At 63.7% G+C, this 16537-nt stretch carries 14 protein-coding genes; 3 read left to right on the top strand and 11 right to left on the bottom strand.

The window, feature by feature from the left end:
* Positions 1–13 precede the first annotated feature (13 nt).
* Positions 14–421 carry a Rieske (2Fe-2S) protein gene (locus AC6I1W_RS06885; protein WP_270235815.1) on the top strand — a complete coding sequence of 136 codons (408 nt, stop codon included), beginning with the start codon at positions 14–16 and terminating at the stop codon, positions 419–421.
* Between the two features lie 5 nt (positions 422–426).
* On the opposite strand, the gene uvrA is transcribed toward AC6I1W_RS06885, so the two are convergent.
* On the bottom strand, positions 427–3372 hold the full coding sequence (gene uvrA / locus AC6I1W_RS06880; RefSeq protein WP_270236140.1) for an excinuclease ABC subunit UvrA: 2946 nt from the start codon (positions 3370–3372) through the stop codon (positions 427–429).
* 154 nt (positions 3373–3526) lie between these two features.
* Between uvrA and AC6I1W_RS06875 the strand changes: the two genes are divergently transcribed.
* On the top strand, positions 3527–4270 hold the full coding sequence (locus AC6I1W_RS06875) for a maleylpyruvate isomerase family mycothiol-dependent enzyme (RefSeq protein ID WP_117189278.1): 744 nt from the start codon (positions 3527–3529) through the stop codon (positions 4268–4270).
* A gap of 46 nt (positions 4271–4316) precedes the next feature.
* Entirely contained in the window at positions 4317–4973 is a 657-nt protein-coding gene (locus tag AC6I1W_RS06870) for an MBL fold metallo-hydrolase (RefSeq protein ID WP_065673951.1), read from the top strand.
* An 11-nt stretch (positions 4974–4984) separates the two neighbouring features.
* Here AC6I1W_RS06870 and AC6I1W_RS06865 read toward each other — a convergent pair whose 3' ends face one another.
* The 10 genes from AC6I1W_RS06865 to AC6I1W_RS06820 all read right to left on the bottom strand — a co-directional run bounded on the left by AC6I1W_RS06865 (position 4985) and on the right by AC6I1W_RS06820 (position 16475).
* Positions 4985–5350 (bottom strand): hypothetical protein, encoded by a 366-nt coding sequence (locus AC6I1W_RS06865; protein ID WP_016667348.1) that lies wholly within the window; start codon positions 5348–5350, stop codon positions 4985–4987.
* Between the two features lie 228 nt (positions 5351–5578).
* The gene (locus AC6I1W_RS06860; protein WP_065673950.1) at positions 5579–6571 is read right to left on the bottom strand and encodes a TerC family protein; all 993 of its coding nucleotides are present in this window, start codon (positions 6569–6571) and stop codon (positions 5579–5581) included.
* Between the two features lie 204 nt (positions 6572–6775).
* The gene (gene uvrB / locus AC6I1W_RS06855; protein WP_065673949.1) at positions 6776–8881 is read right to left on the bottom strand and encodes an excinuclease ABC subunit UvrB; all 2106 of its coding nucleotides are present in this window, start codon (positions 8879–8881) and stop codon (positions 6776–6778) included.
* A gap of 118 nt (positions 8882–8999) precedes the next feature.
* Complete coding sequence (gene coaE / locus AC6I1W_RS06850) at positions 9000–9644, bottom strand: dephospho-CoA kinase (RefSeq protein ID WP_065673948.1); 645 nt, start codon at positions 9642–9644, stop codon at positions 9000–9002.
* On the bottom strand, positions 9644–10117 hold the full coding sequence (locus AC6I1W_RS06845) for a transcriptional regulator (RefSeq protein WP_117189363.1): 474 nt from the start codon (positions 10115–10117) through the stop codon (positions 9644–9646). Before AC6I1W_RS06845 ends, coaE begins: the two co-directional genes overlap by 1 nt.
* Positions 10118–10155: 38 nt before the next feature.
* A complete protein-coding gene (locus tag AC6I1W_RS06840) occupies positions 10156–11829 on the bottom strand; it encodes an amino acid ABC transporter ATP-binding/permease protein (protein ID WP_117189279.1) in 1674 nt (557 codons plus the stop codon).
* Positions 11826–13511: an ABC transporter ATP-binding protein/permease gene (locus AC6I1W_RS06835; RefSeq protein WP_065673947.1), complete on the bottom strand. Its 1686-nt coding sequence runs from the start codon at positions 13509–13511 to the stop codon at positions 11826–11828. Before AC6I1W_RS06835 ends, AC6I1W_RS06840 begins: the two co-directional genes overlap by 4 nt.
* The gene (locus AC6I1W_RS06830; RefSeq protein WP_016667340.1) at positions 13511–14317 is read right to left on the bottom strand and encodes a heme ABC transporter ATP-binding protein; all 807 of its coding nucleotides are present in this window, start codon (positions 14315–14317) and stop codon (positions 13511–13513) included. The genes AC6I1W_RS06835 and AC6I1W_RS06830 overlap by 1 nt, the downstream gene beginning before the upstream one ends.
* Complete coding sequence (locus AC6I1W_RS06825) at positions 14314–15375, bottom strand: FecCD family ABC transporter permease (RefSeq protein ID WP_117189280.1); 1062 nt, start codon at positions 15373–15375, stop codon at positions 14314–14316. The genes AC6I1W_RS06830 and AC6I1W_RS06825 overlap by 4 nt, the downstream gene beginning before the upstream one ends.
* Positions 15372–16475, bottom strand: a complete 1104-nt coding sequence (locus tag AC6I1W_RS06820; protein WP_117189281.1) for a heme/hemin ABC transporter substrate-binding protein — start codon at positions 16473–16475, stop codon at positions 15372–15374. The genes AC6I1W_RS06825 and AC6I1W_RS06820 overlap by 4 nt, the downstream gene beginning before the upstream one ends.
* Positions 16476–16537: the final 62 nt, after the last annotated feature.

Raw genomic sequence — 16537 nt, 5'->3', positions numbered from 1 at the left:
CGAAGGAGAGACCATGTCCCCCACTCGACGCGAGATCCTGCGTACCGCTGGCGGCGTCGCTGCCCTGGCCACCACCGGAGCGGTCACCGGTTGCAGCACCTACCAGAACTCCAATGACGTCCACACCGGCCCGGCGACCATCAAGGCTGTTGATGTCCCGGTGGGCGGCGGAATCGTGATCGACGGCACGAACTTCGTCGTCACCCAGCCCACCAAGGGCACCTACAAGGGCTTCGTGCGGGTGTGCCCACACGCTGGATGCCAGGTCGACGAGGTCCGTGACGGCTCCCTGCTGTGCCCCTGCCACGGTTCGGAGTTCGACATCACTGACGGTCATGTCACCAAGGGCCCCGCTACTGCTGGCCTGGGCAAGGCCAAGGTGACCGAGAAGGGCGGCACCTTGAGCGTCAGCGGTTCCTGAACCGCTCAGCGGGCCTTCTTCCGCGAGGTCTTCCTCCCACCCTTCTTCTTGGCCTCAGCCGGCTCCTCGATGAGGGGCGGCTCGTCACCAACCGGGACTTCCCGCCCGGCCAGGATCTCGGCGAGGAACTGCCCTGTGTAGGAGCCGTCGACGGCGGCCACCTGCTCGGGAGTCCCCTCCGCGACGACCATGCCGCCACCGTTACCACCTTCGGGACCCATGTCGATGATCCAATCGGCGGTCTTGATGACATCAAGGTTGTGCTCGATGACGAGTACCGAGTTGCCCTGGTCGACAAGTCGTCCCAGCACCAGCAAGAGCTTGCGAATGTCCTCGAAGTGCAGACCTGTCGTGGGCTCGTCGAGAACGTACAACGTCTTGCCGGTGGAACGTTTCTGCAACTCTGAGGCCAGCTTGACGCGCTGAGCTTCGCCTCCCGACAGGGTCGTGGCCGGCTGCCCCAGCCGGACGTAACCCAGCCCCACCTCGACGAGGGTCTTGAGGTGACGATGGATCGAGGAGATCGGCTCGAAGAAGGAGGACGCCTCCTCGATGGGCATGTCGAGCACCTCGGCGATCGTCTTGCCCTTGTAGTGGACCTCCAAGGTCTCGCGGTTGTACCGGGCCCCGTGGCAGACCTCACACGGCACGTAGACGTCAGGAAGGAAGTTCATCTCGATCTTGATGGTGCCTTCACCCTGGCAGTTCTCACAGCGTCCCCCCTTGATGTTGAAGGAGAACCGGCCCTGCTGGTAGCCGCGCACCTTGGCCTCGGGGGTCTGGGCGAAGAGGGCACGAATCTTGTCGAAGACCCCGGTGTACGTTGCCGGGTTCGACCTCGGCGTCCGCCCAATCGGGGACTGGTCGACATGAATGACCTTGTCGATCTCCTCGACGCCGGTCATCGTCTCGTGCTTGCCAGGGACCGCCCGAGCTCCGTGAATCCGGTGTGCCAACGAGGTGTAGAGAATCTGGTTGACCAGAGTCGACTTGCCAGAACCACTCACTCCCGTGACGACGACGAGCTGGCCCAACGGGAAGGTGACATCCACGTTCTGCAAATTGTTCTCACGAGCGCCCTTGACGACCAACTCCCGTCCGGTTCGGGGACGTCGGCTCGCCGGCAACGGGATGGACCTCTTGCCCGACAGGTAGGCACCCGTCAGCGACCTCTCGCTGTCCAGCAGATCGTCGACGGTTCCCGAGACGACGACCTCTCCGCCGTGCTCGCCGGCTCCCGGGCCGACATCGACAACCCAGTCGGCGACGCGAATGGTGTCCTCGTCATGCTCGACGACGATGAGCGTGTTCCCGAGATCCCGCAGCCTGACAAGGGTATCGATGAGACGGCGGTTGTCGCGCTGGTGCAAGCCGATGGAGGGCTCGTCGAGGACGTAGAGCACACCGACCAGTCCCGAACCAATCTGAGTGGCCAGTCGGATGCGCTGAGCCTCACCGCCCGACAGCGATCCGGCTGACCGGGACAAGGTCAGGTAGTCCAGACCGACATCGACAAGGAACCGCAGCCGCGCTCGCACCTCCTTGATGACCCGCTCGGCAATGGTCGCCTCACGCTCCGTCAGCGTCAGGGCATTGAGGAATTGCGAGGCCTCCCCGATGGACATGTCGGAGACCTCGGCGATGTTGCGATCGCCAACCGTCACGGCCAAGCTCGTCGGCTTGAGTCGCTTGCCATGGCAGTCACGACATGGCACCTCGCGCAGGTACTGTCCCCACCGGGAGCGGGCGGCGTCGGTCTCGGCCTCGTCGTAGCGACGACGCACGTAGTGCAGCACTCCCTCGTAATTCTGCGAGTAGGTGCGCATTCGGCCGAACCGGTTGCGGTACGAGACCATCACCGGATCGCCCTCGCCATGCATCACCAGCTTGCGCGCCTTCGCGGGAAGTTCTGACCAGGGCAGGGCCGCGTCAAAACCGTGGCTCTCCCCCAGACCCGCAAAGACGTGCTGGTAGTGGTTGGCCACTCGCGGCCCTGACCACGGCGCGATGGCTCCCTCGAGCAGACTCAGCCCTGAGTCGGGAACCACGAGTTCGGGATCGACCTCGAGGGTTGCCCCCAAACCCGAACACGTCGGGCACGCTCCCCAGGGGCCGTTGAAGGAGAACTGGCGAGGTTCCAGCTCATCGATGTCGATGTCATGCTGGTTGGGGCAGGCCATCGTCTCGGAGAATCGACGTTCGCGATGCGGGTCGGAAGGGTCACGATCGACGAAGTCGATACCCACGATCCCGTGGGCCAGACCGAGGGCGGTCTCCACGGACTCCGTCAGACGCTGCTTGGCCGACGGTTTGACCGCGATCCGGTCGACGACAACGTCGACGTCATGCTTGCGTTTCTTGTCCAGGGGCGGCACCTCACCGAGTCGATGGACCTCACCATCAACGCGCACACGGGTGAAACCGTCAGTCGTCAGCTGCCGGAAGAGTTCGATGTACTCGCCCTTGCGGCCACGGACGACCGGCGCCAGCACCTGGAACTTCGTGCCCTCGTCCAGGGCCATCAACCGATCGACGATCTGCTGAGGGGTCTGACGGTTGATGAGCTCCCCACACACCGGGCAGTGGGGCTTGCCGATACGGGCCCAGAGCAGACGCAGGTAGTCATGGATCTCCGTGATCGTGCCGACCGTCGAACGTGGGTTGCGGGACGTGGACTTCTGATCGATGGAGACAGCGGGGCTGAGACCCTCGATGAAGTCGACGTCTGGCTTGTCCATCTGTCCGAGGAACTGGCGGGCGTAGGAGGACAAGGATTCCACGTAACGACGCTGGCCCTCAGCAAAGATGGTGTCGAAGGCAAGGGAGGACTTCCCCGATCCTGACAAGCCAGTGAACACAATCATGGCGTCCCGGGGAAGATCCAGGCTGACGTTGCGCAAATTGTGCTCTCGGGCACCGCGGACGATGATGTGGTCACTCACAGGCTTCATGGTAGAGGCCATGGAAGACAGTTCTGTGGCTCTGCGCGGTCGGCAGAACGGAACACGGACGAGCCTCCTGAGGCACTGTGGGCCTGGGCCCAGCAGACCCATCCGGTGGCCATTGATCTGGCAACTTCCTTGAAGTGCAAGTAGGTTGGACGACATGAGCGCAGCCACACGACCTCCAGGTCTGTGTCCGAGCGCTCCCCTACCCGAAATCCGCACTGCCAAACGGGAAGCGACCCAGCGACTTCTCGGGGCCACCATGGGCTTGTCGGATGAGGAGTGGCAGGCCCCCAGTCGCCTGGCTGGATGGACCCGCGCGCACATTGCGACCCATATAGCCCGCAATGGCGAGGCCCTGGAAACAGTGACGAGGGCCGTTGTCGCTGGCCGTGAGGTGCCCCGCCTGTATCCCTCTGACGAGGTCCGCGACGGCGACATCGAGCGCGGTTCGGAACGCACCGGGGTGGAGTTGCAGATCGATTTGGACACCACGGCAGGCTCCCTCAATGCCACCTTCGATTCTCTGGAAGGCATGGAACCAGGCACTGCGGTTTGGCTCACTGACGACATCCGTGTCGACGCCACCGACCTGCCTGCCCTGCGGCTTGCCGAGATCGCACTCCATCACGTCGACCTCGCTCTTGGAATGACCGTCGACGACCTCCCTGTGGTCGCATCCCGTACCTTGTTGGAGTGGGCGTGTTTCCGGCTGCGGGACCGCCCGGAAGTCCCGGCCATGCGTATCGTCTCCGATTCGGGTCTGACTGATCGTATCGGCGGGGTTGGATTCGCTACGACGGTTCATGGGCCTGACGGTGCGCTGGCAGGATGGTTGTCAGGCAGAGGTGGGACCGAGCGTCTCGCCGGGGCCGACCAGCTCGCCGTCCCCATGCTCATCTGACGGGGACGCCCAGCGGATCGCCCGCTCGTCCCAGGAAGGCATCGTCATGACGCTCCACCACGTCGGTCCGGTACCTGGGGCTGAGTTCATCAGGGTCAACGAGGATATTGACCTCATCAAGGTGTCGGTGGGCCCGATGGACAACAACGCCTATCTCATTCGTCCCGAGGCCGGTCCTGCCATCCTCGTCGACGCGGCAGCGGAACCCGGTCGGCTCAAGGCCCTCGTCGGCGACGACGAGGTCGGCGCCGTCATCACGACCCACCGTCACTCCGACCACACCGGAGCTCTCGCTGACGTCATTGCTGCGACGGGCGCCCAGCCCTGGTGCGGCAAACCCGACGCCGAGGCCATCGAGGCCAGCACCGGCGTGACCTGCCGCACGGTGTGGGACGGGGATGTCTTCCGCCTCGGCGACATCGAACTCGACGTCATCGGCCTGGTGGGTCATACCCGCGGATCCATCGCCCTCCGACTGCGCGGCAACCCGAGTGACCACATCCTCACGGGAGATTCCCTCTTCCCCGGTGGCCCTGGACGGGTACAAAATGACACCCAGTTCGCCACGCTGATGGCGGACCTGGAGAAGAAGGTCTTCGGGGTCTACAACGATGAGACGGTCATCTGGCCGGGACATGGGCTGCCGACGACGCTGGGTGCAGAGCGGCCCCATCTGGGCGAGTGGCGCGAGCGGGGCTGGTGACGGAAGTCGTTCTAGAGGTCCACATGCCTACGATCGGGCGCTTCGCCGACCACGGTCAGGGTTGCGTTTGCGTCGGCATGGTGGACGGCGCCTTCGAGCGTCTGGTTCAGTATCCACGACAGCGAACTCAGCACGTCCTCACCACCACTGCACGCTTCGACCAGCCCATCGCCGCGCCGAAGCAGGGACGCTCCCCCGTCCAGTATGTACTCCTCTTCGCTCGCGTGGTCGCGCGACAACTCCGCCCAGGCCTGCTCCAGGGCGACAGCCGGCGCCACCTGGATCAGCACCGTCATCAGCTGGGCCTTCTCAGCTTGCTGGGCCACTTTCACCGTGGGTGCCCATACGTCCGAATCCCATGGGAACGAGACTCGCATTTCCCCTCCTCTTCCTCTTCGTCAAGGACCTGTCCAAGTGAGCTCGACCTCGACCCCTCCACGGTACGTCGTAGCGGTCGAGCAGATCCGCGCAGAAGGACATCTCATCATGGCACCACTCGGCACTCCCCTGCCCTGAACCACGAGACAGCGCCGCGGCATCCCTGCTCATCTCCGCCAGTGGCGGGAACGCGGCTGGTGATCCCAACCGCTCATGTCCTGCCGAGATCAGGCTTCGATCTTGGTCTTTGCGTCGTCTCTCTTGCTCTTGATGATGCTCGCGACGGTGGTGAGGACCAAGGTCGCGACGATGGTGATCAGGGACACACCGATCGAGATCTCCGTGCTGATGCCCAACCACGCCTGGTCCAGGCCATAGTGGTGCATGGCGTGGCCGATGAGCTTGAGAGCGATGAAGCCCAAGATGACCGCCAGGCCCAGTGACAGGTACGCCAGGCGCTCGAGCAGGCTTCCGATGAGGAAGTACAGCTGGCGCAGGCCCATGAGGGCGAAGACGTTGGCGGTGAAGATGAGGTAGCCCTCGCTCGTCAGACCGTAGGAGGCTGGGATGGAGTCCAGGGCGAAGAGCAGGTCAGTCATGCCGAGGGCGACACAGACCGTGAACATCGAGGTGGCCAGGATCTTGCCGTTCTCACGAACGAAGAATCTGGTGCCGCGGTAGTCACCGGTGGTCGGAACCGTACGCTTGAGCCACGCCAACAAGCGGCCGTTCTCGCCGGTGACCTCATCCTCGTCATCCCGGTGACGGTACTCACGCACCTGGTCGATCGCCGAGTACAGCAGGAAAGCACCGAAGATGAAGAACACCCAAGCCCAAGCTTCCAGGATCGCCTGTCCCAGAGCAATGAAGACACCTCGAAAGACCAGGGCGACGATGATGCCCACCAGCAGGGCAAATTGCTGCAGCTTCCGTGGAACGTCGAACTTCTCCATGAGGATGAGGAAGATGAACAGGTTGTCGATCGACAAGCTGTACTCGGTCAACCACACCGCGAAGAACTGACCGCCTGCGGAATGCCCTTGCAGGATCCAGACGCCCAAGCCGAACAACACTGCCAGGCCGACGAACACACCGACGAAGGTGGCACATTCCTTGGTAGAGGGGACGTGAGGCTTTCGCCCCAGGACCATGACGTCCAAGAAGAGCAAGGCCCCCATCACAAGGATGGTGATGATCCAGACATACGCGTGAACGTGCAAAACCGGGCCTCCGAGGGAATAGAGAGAAGGTCCGGAGGTCTCGTCCGCACCGGCGCGGCAGGTGCCGTTTTACCGGGGCTGTGCAGCCGGACCGTGATGACACGATCGTGATGACGACCACACTCTTCTCAGGAGTACTCCCCTCCAGGGGTTCTCATCCTCTCACACCCGCATCATCCGACGCGAGTCGAAACCGTGCGGGAACTAGCGATTCGCCTCCACCATCTGGCGCAATTCCTTCTTCAGGTCCGCAATCTCGTCGCGAAGACGAGCCGCCACTTCGAACTTGAGCTCGCCAGCAGCAGAGCGCATCTCTTCGGTGAGCTCGACGATGAGGTTGCCGAGATCTTCCTCGGCCATCTTCGAGGCGTCCAGGCGCTTGCCCTGGGCCGCCCGCTGCTCGTCGGTGATCATCGAGTTGTAGCCGCGATGGCCCTTGCCATAGTTGAACTTCTCGACGAGAGCGTCGGTGTCGGCCTCCTCGCGGGCCAGCATCTCGGTGATGTCGCCGATCTTCTTGCAAAGCGGTTGCGGGTCGATGCCATGCTCCTTGTTGTAGGCCATCTGGATCTCGCGACGACGATTCGTCTCGTCAATGGCGACCCGCATCGAGTCGGTGATCTGGTCGGCGTACATGATGACCTGACCGTTGACGTTTCGAGCGGCACGGCCGACGGTCTGGATGAGGGAGCGTTCCGAGCGAAGGAACCCTTCCTTGTCCGCATCCAGAATGGCCACCAGGGACACCTCCGGAAGATCGAGCCCCTCTCGCAACAGGTTGATGCCGACGAGGACGTCGAACTCTCCCATGCGCAGTTCCTTGAGCAGTTCGATGCGCTTGAGGGTGTCGATCTCCGAGTGCAGGTACCGGGTGCGTATGCCGTGTTCCATGAGGTAGTCGGTGAGATCCTCGGCCATCTTCTTGGTCAGGGTCGTCACCAGGACACGATCACCGCGATCCACTCGGGTGCGAATCTCGGCCATGAGGTCGTCGATCTGGCCGCGAGTGGGCTTGACAATGATCTCAGGGTCGACCAGTCCCGTCGGGCGGATGATCTGCTGGACGACGCCATTGGCCCGCTCGGTCTCGTAGGCTCCGGGCGTGGCCGACAGGTAGACGGTCTGGCCGATCCTCTGGGTGAACTCGTCGAATTTGAGAGGGCGGTTGTCCATCGCGCTGGGCAGTCGGAAGCCATGCTCCACGAGGGTGCGCTTACGGCTCATGTCGCCCTCGTACATGCCTCCGATCTGCGGGACGGTGACATGGGACTCGTCGATGACGAGCACGAAGTCCTCGGGGAAGTAGTCGAGCAGACAGTTCGGGGCCGAGCCGGGAGCGCGTCCGTCAATGTGACGCGAATAGTTCTCGATACCGGCACAGGCGCCGACCTGCTGCATCATCTCGACGTCGTAGGTGGTGCGCATTCGGAGTCGCTGGGCCTCCAGCAGTTTCCCGTCCCGTTCCAGGACGGCGAGGCGTTCCCCCAACTCCTTCTGGATGGACGCGATCGCCCTCTCCATGCGCTCCGGTCCAGCAACGTAGTGGGTCGCCGGGAAGACGTAGACCTGCTCGTCCTCGCTGACGACCTCGCCGGTAAGAGGATGCATGGTCGTGAGGGCCTCGATCTCGTCTCCGAAGAACTCCACGCGCAGGGCGTTCTCCTCGTAGACCGGGAAGATCTCCAGGGTATCTCCGCGCACTCGGAAGGTGCCCCGCTCCCCCGAGATGTCGTTGCGGACGTACTGGTTGGTGACGAGGTCACGCAGCAGCTCGTCACGATCCCATTCCTGCCCGACCTCCAACGGGATCATCCGGTCGACATACTCCTGCGGAGTACCCAGACCGTAGATGGCCGAGACGGTCGCCACGACGATGACGTCTCGCCGGGTCAGCAGGGAATTCGTCGCGGAGTGACGCAGCCTCTCGACCTCCTCGTTGAGACTGGAGTCCTTCTCGATGAAGGTGTCCGTCTGAGGGATGTACGCCTCGGGTTGGTAATAGTCGTAGTACGAGACGAAGTACTCGACGGCATTGTCCGGGAAGAAGGTGCGCAGCTCCTGGGCGAACTGGGCCGCCAGGGTCTTGTTGGGCTGCATGACGAGCATCGGCCGCTGCAACTTCTCCGCCAGCCACGCCACCGTGGCCGTCTTACCAGTACCAGTGGCACCAAGCAGGACGACGTCCTGCTCACCGTTCTTGACCCTCTTCTCCAGCTCCGCAATGGCCTGCGGCTGGTCGCCAGAGGGGTCGAACTCACTGACGACATGGAAGGGCGCAACACGGCGAGTGATGTCGGTAACTGGACGCATGGGGACAACCCTAGTTCGGTGCCACCCCGACGCGGGCCTCCGGATTTCAGCTCGGTGGGAACTCGGACCAGGGCAAGGACAAGGAGATGTGCCACGGTGCCAGGGAGGGTGACCGATTCTACCGCTGATCACCGCCAGGTCGTCCACGCCCCAGGATGTGGGTCCAGGCTCGGTCCACCGCGTGGGGAAGGTCCTCGAGCGGACCGCTGGTGTCGATGACGATGTCAGCGACCCCCAGACGCTCCCTGCGCGAGGCCTGGGCACGGATCCTGGCCCAGGCGTCCGCCCCGGAACGGCCGTCCCTCTCAACCACACGTCGCACCTGCTCGGCAGGATCGACATCAGTGACGAGGACCGTGTCGAACTCGTCAGCTCTGCCGGTTTCCACGAGCAGGGGAATGTCGTGGACCACGACGACTTGTTCGTCCGCAGCACGGGCTTCTTCGTCAACTCGCCGTGCAGCCTCCTCGACCAGAGGATGGATGATCCCTTCCAGACGTCGCCTGGCCGCTGGATCAGCGAAGACGATGGCCCCCAGCGCAGGACGGTTCAGGGAACCATCCTCGGAGAGCACCTTCTCACCGAATGCCTCGACGACCTGGCGAAGTCCCTCGGATCCGACTGCGACGACGTTCCGGGAGAGCTGGTCGTAATCGACGATGACGGCCCCGTGCTCGGCCAAGAGCGCGGATACCGTCGACTTGCCGCTGGCGATTCCGCCCGTCAAGCCGACCCGGATAATGCTCTTCTGACGACCGGACATCAGGCTGGGGTCTTCTCGTCAGACGGGGTCGCCGACCCACCAGGAGCCACGGTGCATTCCAGCGGAGTGAGGCGCCAGGCCTTACCGGACTGGTCGATGACCATGGTCCACTGATCCTCCTGTGGACGACAGGTGGCAGGCCGGTCCTTGGCGGTCTCGGCATTGCCCTGGATGATGTCATCGATGTCGTCGTCACCGCTGAAGGCCTGTTCCATGGACTCGTTGACCTTGCCGCTCGAGTCCATCAGGCAGACCGTGACGGTCTTGCCCTTCCATCCCCTGACGGCGGTAGCCGTGGCGGGCTCGACCATTTTCTTGGCCAGGGCGGAATCGCACGTCAACCCGACGTTGGAAACGTCGGAACTCGCCTGGGTCGTTGCCGGCCTCGACCCTTCGTCAGAAAATGAACAGCCAGTCAACGCCGCGGCAGCAGTCAAGATCAGGACTGCCGTGGCCACTCGCGCAGCCCTCATGACACCTCCATCGGTCGTGGCACCAGCATAAGGGCGCGTCACCCCATCGTCGCCGGTTCAACCAGGTGTCCTCTGTCCATGACGACGACCTCACCGTCATGATCCTGGCCATGACTGATCTCCACCACCGTCACTGCCGGCAGGCACCGTGCAAGATTGGTTCGGATCTCTGCCGCCAGACGTGGATCAAGGGATGCGGTGAACTCGTCCAACACGAGGATGCGAGGCTGCTGCAGGATGGCCCGTGCCACCGTCATTCGCTGGGCTTGACCTCCCGACAGTCTCGTTCCTCGTGGGCCGATGACGGTGCCCAGACCGCGGTCCATCCCTCGCACCTCCTCGGCCAGTCCGACTTCCCCAAGCACCTGCCACAAGTCATCGTCGCTGGCATTGGGAACGGCCAGTCGTAGGTTGTCCGCGATCGAGGCGTTGAGCAGCTCCACGCGCTGGGACACCACCGCCATGGTGCGACGCAGGGAGTCCAAGGTGAACGACGAGACCGGCTCACCGTCGAGGAGGATCTGTCCGGAGTCAGGGTCGTGATGGCGCAGCAGCAGATTCACCAAGGTCGTCTTGCCTGAACCGGACGCCCCGGTCACGACGATGTGCCCACCTGCAGGAACGCTGAGGCTCACGTCTTCAAGAGCAGGAGCCAAAACTGTTCCATCGGCCTCGCGGTAGGAGAAGGTGACGTCGCGCCATTCGACTGTCGGAGCATGGTCCAAGCACAGTTCTCGTGGTCCATCCACGACCTCCATGGGCGAGTGGCTGATCTGCCACAATCGTCGCGCCGCCGCCAGGGAATGGTCGAGATACCCGACGGCGTCCTCAATCCCGCGCGGTCCCTCGACAATCCTCAGACCAGCGGCGGCCAGAGCGCACACCCCCACAGCGCCGATCCCCTCGTGGATCGCCATCAGGGTCACCGAGACGACGATCCCCATTGCCGCCGCCACGCACGCAGCTCGTCGGACGGCGACGTATCGACGGGCCTTGGCCGATCCTTCCGCGATCTGCCCGTCAAGATGAGCCATCTCGGCCATCCGGTCCTGCTGGCGACCGTATCCCACCACTTCAGCTGCGCCGAAGACGGAATCCGTGACGTGAGCCGCGAGCTCGCGTCTCAGTCCGAGGACCTCGTGGGTGGCATCCAGACTCGATCTCGTCCCGACGACGAGTAGGACTGCAATGAGAGCCACCAGCACGACGGCAGGTATGGCCACCACCGACCATCCGTAGAGTGCTCCGCCTGTAACGACAGCGATGAGAGGGGCCAGGAAAGCCGCCACGACGGGAGCAAAGGTGTGCGCGTAGACGACCTCGATGCGGTCGACGTCTCGGGTGAGACTGGCGAGAACGTCACCGGTGCGCGAATGGCTGACGACGGCCGGAGCCTTGGGCCACAGCTGGGAGAAGGCGTGCGTTCGCAACACCTCGAGGGCCTTGAAGGCCACGTAATGACCGCTGAACTGCTCCAGGTAGAAGGTCACGGCCTGCACCAGGGCCAGCCCGACCAACCATCCCAGCCAGGCCCACACCGACCATCCGGAAGTGACGACGGCAACCATTCCTCCGGCCGCCACTGCGAACAGCCCCATGTCGGCAACCAGGTGGACGATCCTCATGACGGCCGAGAAGTAGAGAGGAGGATGAACCGGACGTGTGATTCCGGTGAGCCACGTCACGACCTCGTGTGTCGACGGTTCGGTCATACTCGGTCCTCGCTCTCGACTCTGTCAAGGTCCTCACCGGTCACCCCGTCGGCGCCGACTGGCACGAGGGTGCCGTCCGTGACCCGGTAGACGTCACGGGCCAAATCCAGGAGACGGCGTCGATGGGTGACCATGACGACCGTGGTGTCGTCACCAATCCTGGAGATGGCGTCGATGATGCGCTGTTCGGAATCCATGTCCACGTGGGAGGTGGGCTCGTCGAGCAGGAGGATCTTCCGCCCGGACAGGAAGGCCCGAGCCAGCGAGATGCGCTGGGCCTGGCCGCCCGAGAGCAGGCAACCCTGTTCACCGACATCAGAATTCAATTCACGAGGCATTGACGCCACATCGTCGGCGATGTCCGCGCGTCTCAGCGCTTCCCACATCTGCTCCGCGGTGGCATGCGGATTAGCGACAGCGAGGTTGTCGGCGATCGTGCCGGCAAACAACCAGGTCCGCTGGTTGACCGATGCACTTGCTCCACGGATGGCGCCGGCCTCGGCCATCTCGGCGTCAAGGCCGTCGACGACGACCTGACCACAGTGCGGGGGCAGCGTCCCTGTCATGACCCCGAGGAGGGTTGACTTGCCAGCCCCTGACCGCCCGACGATCGCGGTGCGTGATCCGTGCGGGATGACGAAATCAACGCCGTGCAGGATCTGCGAGTCCCCATAGCAGACGGTGACGTCGCGAAGCGACATGGCTCCCGAACCGTCACCTGTGCTGGTGACCGAACGACGCGACGCTGCGGTCTGCGGAGCCTCGTCGAACCACCTGCTAATGGCCTTCTCCGACGCCTTGCCGCCCATGCCGATGTAGAAGAAGGCCGCCACCTGGTGCAGCGGCTCCAACAACAGAACCGAGAGCAGCACGATGGTGATGGCTGAGCTCGCCGTGATGTGGCCGTTCTGCCACCGCGTCATGGCCATGCCTGCCGACATGACGATGAAGAGGAGGGAGAACAGGCCGTCCACGACGATGATGACGACTTGGTTTCCGGCCAAGAGCTTCATGATCGTTCCGCGGTTGGCCTCCCCTCGCTGTCGCAGATCATCCTCGACTCGTTGGCCGGCTCCCAGCATCCTTATGAGGACGAGGTTCGAGATGGCGTCCAGGTAGCGAGCAGTCAGGCGTGCTCGTTCCCGCCGGGATTCCGAGGACCTCTTACGGAAGAGCTTGAGGAATCCCTTGATCAAGGTTGGAATGAGCGGGCACATCACCAGCAGGACAAGTCCCGTGAGCCAGTCCAGACCAATGAGGATCCCGAGGCACACGAGGACGGGGGTGGTCAGCGCCGCGATCATGTCGGGACGGAACACCTGGCGGTACTCACTCACCCGCTCGGCGTTGTCACCAGCCAGGATGACGACCCTGTCACCTTCATCCGGAGCAGGTGGAGCGGAGAGGGATCGTCGATAGAGGACGTCGAGTACTCGGGGATGCAGGGCAGCCTCCTCGGCGCGGGCATGACGACCTGACATCCCCATGGCTGCACCTGCGGCTACGGCAGCGACGACGCCGCCGACTCCCATCGCCCAGTACCACCCGGAGCCGAGGACGAACCCCTCAAGGCGACCACCGACGGCCTGCCCCACGGCGACGAGGACAAGTGCCGTGGCAGCAACTTCGAGAAGGTGCACCGCAGCAACTTGTCGAGCCCGGTGGGGTGATCGGGGCGACATCACCGATGTTGCATCTCTGGGCATGGTGTCCTTCGCTCGTCGCGGGTGGGGTTCCAGGGACGTCTGGGCAGAACGACGAGATCCCCGGTCGACAACGTGATGACGTCGATGGGCCATCCGTACACGGAAGTGAGGTTACCCTCCGTGATAACCTCCTCGGGATCGCCGACGGCCACGAGTTTTCCTGCGGAAAGCAGGGCAATGCGATCGCAGCAGGCCGCAGCCAATCCGACGTCATGCATCACCGCAACCACTGCGCATCCCGCTGCAGCCAATTCCTGGCATATCTCCATGGTGCGTTCCTGATGACAGATGTCGAGAGCAGCAGTGGGCTCGTCGAGAAACACACAGGGGGTGTCCTGGGCCAATACCCGGGCAAGGGTCACCCGGGAGCGTTCTCCCCCGGACAGAGCGGTGACCTCTCGGTCCGCCAACCCAGTGACTTCGGTGCGCTCCATCGCGGCCTCGACGAGAATGGCGTCCTCTGGGCCGCGTGGATGCGGGGAACGACCCATCATGACGATGTCGTGAACCAGGTAGGAGAACGGGAACTCGCTGAACTGGGGCATCACGGAGCGGCGGAGGGCCAGGTCGGGTCGCGCGATATCCTGCAGCGGAACCCTGTCGAGTTCAACGGTTCCCTGCCAACCGTCGAGGTCTCCGCACAGCACGCTCAGCAGAGTCGTCTTGCCGGCCCCGTTGGGCCCGAGCAAGCCGACGAATTCTCCGGCGCGGACGTCAAGATCGACTCCGTCCAGGATTGTCCGCTCCCCGTACCGAAAGGAAACACCACGGGCACGAATCATCCCGACGCTCCCCCTCGTCGCATTCCTCGTCGCAACAGGATGAAGAAGGTCGGCCCACCCACGATGGCCGTGAAGATGCCGATGGGAAGATCGGCGTAGGGGACAAGGGTGCGAGCTGCGACGTCCGACAGGGTCACCAGCAAGCACCCACCCAGTATGGAGGCCGGGATGAGCCATGTGTTCGCTGGCCCGATGACCAGCCGAAGCACATGAGGCACGATGAGGCCGACGAATGCGATGACCCCGGCATAGGCCACCGCCGCAGAGGTGAGCAGGGCGGTGAGCGCGATCGAGGACAGCCTCAGCCGATTGACGTTGATACCGAGGTGCCCGGCAGCCCTCTCCCCCAGGGCCAGAGTGTCGAGCCTGGCGGCAAGGAACACGGCCCAGACGATGCCGACGGCGGCCACCGTCCCGATCGTCGCCACCTGATTCCAGGTGGCCCCGTTGAGGGAACCCATCTGCCAGAAGACGATCTGGTCTCGTGCGGTCGTCGGGGCGACATAGGTTGACACTGAGGTGATCGCCGAACAGACCGCCGTCACCGCGATGCCGGTCAGCACGAGTGTGGTCGATTCTGTCCGTCGTCCGGATCGCGCCATGACGTAGACGGTGCTAGCAGCCAGCAGCCCCGAGAGAAAGGCAGCCGCGGGAACCCCGAATCCGGCCAGGAAGGTGGGAGCCACCACGATCATGATCGATGCCCCCACAGCAGCCCCCGAGGAGACCCCGATGATGCCGGGTTCAGCGAGCGGGTTGGAGAACAGCGCCTGCATGACGGTTCCAGCCACCGCGAGGCTGGCTCCCACCAGAAGGCCCAGGACAATGCGGGGGAACCGGATCTGCCACAACACGGACTCCGCCAGGGGGTCAGCCAATGAGCCGCCAAAGACTCCTCCGACAACGTCAGTGGCCTCGACTCGGTACTGCCCGACCATCGCCGAGAGCAGCACGAGGCAGCACACGATGACAACCAGGATGATGAAGGTGACGACTCGGGTTCGCGCTCGTCGGGCAATTCCCGTTCGCGCAGTCACAGGTTGGACGAGAGCACTCATTTGACCCCGTACAGTGCCTTGGCGACCGAGGTCAGCACCTCACCGGTCTGCGGTCCGAAGGACAAGGAGATACCGTCCGGGATGGCGATGACGCGATGGTTCCTGCCCGCAGTGGTGTTGGCCACCCCAGCTCTCGCCAGCAGACCCTTCATGCCACCGGTGGACGTCAACCCGTTTTTCATGACGAAGATGGCATCCGGATTGAGGGAGACGAGGGACTCCGCATTCGCGGGGGCGACGCTCTTGATGCCCTTGTCTCCGGCGACATCGTCGCCTCCCACGCCATGGATGAGCTCACTGGCCCCGTCCTGCGAGCCGAGGATGAAGAAGATCCCAGCGGTGCCGCGCACGTAGAGGAAGGCGATCTTCATCGGCTTCTTCGGGGCCCACTGAGTTATTTCCTCCTTGGCTGCGTCGATCTCATCACGGGCACGCTTCACCAAGGCTTCACCGGCGGCGGGCTTGCCGACTGCTTTCGCAACCGTACGGATGAGGTCAGCGGTCTTGTCGACGCTGCGATGGGGGTTGACGAGGACGACCGGGATCCCGGACTTGCGAAGCTGATCAAGGGCTTCACGGGGGCCGAGGCTGCGGTCGGCAATGACGAGGGTCGGTTTGAGGGCGGCGATGGCCTCGACGTTGAGGGTGTGGCCGTTCTCGGTGACGACGGGAAGATTGTGCAATTGTTTCTCGGTCGACGAGACGGTGCGCCCGACGATCTTGTCCCCCATGCCCAGTCCGATGAGGGTACGGGAGAGGGTGCCGTAGAGGTCGAGGGCCAGGATCCGAGAGGTGTCGGTGACCGTCACCGTGTTGTTCTCGACGTCGGTGACCGTGACTGGCAGCTTCTGGCCGAAAGACCCGTCGACCGGCTTTGGGTCCGACAGGTCCGGCACCTCAGTGAGGCCGCGAAGGTTGCGAGGGTCAGGCAGCCTCGGCGCCGCAGTGGACGGAGTCGCCGAGTGCGTCGGGGACGGGGACGTTGTGGGGGCAACGGAGTGGGGCGATGTTTCTGACTGCGTGGCCGAGGGGCCACACCCGGCAACCAACATCGCGAGTACGAGGCCGGCTCCGGCAACTCGACGGCGCATCCGGATCATGCAACGACCTTTCGGGAGGATGGTTGGGGGTGAGGTCGGGCGACCCCACCCCCATGAGTCAG

It is taken from the genome of Cutibacterium sp. KB22876 (genome assembly GCF_059728865.1).
The sequence above is the reverse complement of the archived record's forward strand: the minus strand, read 5'-3'. Positions and strand labels throughout refer to the sequence as shown.

Excerpts from the sequence above, each read along its gene's own strand:
- uvrB (WP_065673949.1), bottom strand. The coding sequence starts at position 8,881 with ATGCGTCCAGTTACCGACATCACTCGCCGTGTTGCGCCCTTCCATGTC.
- uvrA (WP_270236140.1), bottom strand. The coding sequence starts at position 3,372 with ATGAAGCCTGTGAGTGACCACATCATCGTCCGCGGTGCCCGAGAGCAC.
- AC6I1W_RS06835 (WP_065673947.1), bottom strand. The coding sequence starts at position 13,511 with ATGTCGCCCCGATCACCCCACCGGGCTCGACAAGTTGCTGCGGTGCAC.
- AC6I1W_RS06875 (WP_117189278.1), top strand. The coding sequence starts at position 3,527 with ATGAGCGCAGCCACACGACCTCCAGGTCTGTGTCCGAGCGCTCCCCTA.
- AC6I1W_RS06870 (WP_065673951.1), top strand. The coding sequence starts at position 4,317 with ATGACGCTCCACCACGTCGGTCCGGTACCTGGGGCTGAGTTCATCAGG.
- AC6I1W_RS06830 (WP_016667340.1), bottom strand. The coding sequence starts at position 14,317 with ATGATTCGTGCCCGTGGTGTTTCCTTTCGGTACGGGGAGCGGACAATC.
- AC6I1W_RS06865 (WP_016667348.1), bottom strand. The coding sequence starts at position 5,350 with ATGCGAGTCTCGTTCCCATGGGATTCGGACGTATGGGCACCCACGGTG.
- AC6I1W_RS06885 (WP_270235815.1), top strand. The coding sequence starts at position 14 with ATGTCCCCCACTCGACGCGAGATCCTGCGTACCGCTGGCGGCGTCGCT.
- AC6I1W_RS06845 (WP_117189363.1), bottom strand. The coding sequence starts at position 10,117 with ATGAGGGCTGCGCGAGTGGCCACGGCAGTCCTGATCTTGACTGCTGCC.
- AC6I1W_RS06820 (WP_117189281.1), bottom strand. The coding sequence starts at position 16,475 with ATGATCCGGATGCGCCGTCGAGTTGCCGGAGCCGGCCTCGTACTCGCG.
- coaE (WP_065673948.1), bottom strand. The coding sequence starts at position 9,644 with ATGTCCGGTCGTCAGAAGAGCATTATCCGGGTCGGCTTGACGGGCGGA.
- AC6I1W_RS06840 (WP_117189279.1), bottom strand. The coding sequence starts at position 11,829 with ATGACCGAACCGTCGACACACGAGGTCGTGACGTGGCTCACCGGAATC.
- AC6I1W_RS06825 (WP_117189280.1), bottom strand. The coding sequence starts at position 15,375 with ATGAGTGCTCTCGTCCAACCTGTGACTGCGCGAACGGGAATTGCCCGA.